Here is an 808-nt window from a genome sequence, read left to right on the forward strand (position 1 = left end):
GCGCCGCCCTGGCCGCGTTCGAACGCGCCGCCGAGCTGAGCGCGGACGCCGCGGCCAGGGCACGCCGGCTGCTGCTGGCCGCCGACAGCGGTCTGCAGTCCGGGCACCTCGACGATGCCGTCCGGCTCGCCGAGCGGGCGGCCGGCCTGGTGACCGATCCGACCTTCCATGCCCGGGTCGCCTGGGTCGAGGGGCACGCCTGGTTCTGGCAGGGCGGCCACCAGACCGCGTACGACCTGATGACCGCCGGCGCGAAGCTCGACCCAAAGCGGCGGGACGCGCTGCTGGTGGCCGCCTTCCACCCGGCCTGGTACCTCGGCGAGCCGTACCTGGGCGACTGCCTCGACCAGCTCGCCGCGCTCGACCACCCGGTGGCCCGCTACCAGGTCGCCGCCGTACGCGGCCGCCCGCTCAGCCTGGCCGGCACCGCCGCCCAGATCAGCACCGAGCCCCGCGACCGGGTGCAGCTCTGCGGGCTCGGCTTCGTCGCCGGCCAGGACGCCGAGACGTACGAGCTGGCGGCCGGCCTGGTCGCCCGGTGCCGAGCGGAGGGCATCGTCGGGCTGCTGCCCACCCTGCTGTTCTTCCTCGCCGAGGCGGAGTTCTTCCACGGCCGGCACCGGGACGCCGCGGTCAGCCTCGACGAGGCGGTACGCGTCGCCCGGGACGCCGGCCAGCCGCTCTGGGTCAGCCAACTGCTCGCCGTCCAGGCGGTGCTGGCCGCCGTCGCCGGCGACGAGGCGCGCTGCCAGGAACTGGTCGCCTCGGCGCTGGACGGGGCGGCGGCGGGTGCCGAGGCGACCAGTTC

The 808-nt window shown here is 76.5% G+C and carries 1 pseudogene; it reads left to right on the forward strand.

Annotated features, from left to right (window positions below):
• Positions 1-808: pseudogene (locus DKL51_RS35465) on the forward strand (helix-turn-helix transcriptional regulator); the annotation flags it as partial.

Source organism: Micromonospora globispora (genome assembly GCF_003857015.1).
Taxonomy (GTDB): domain Bacteria; phylum Actinomycetota; class Actinomycetes; order Mycobacteriales; family Micromonosporaceae; genus Micromonospora; species Micromonospora globispora.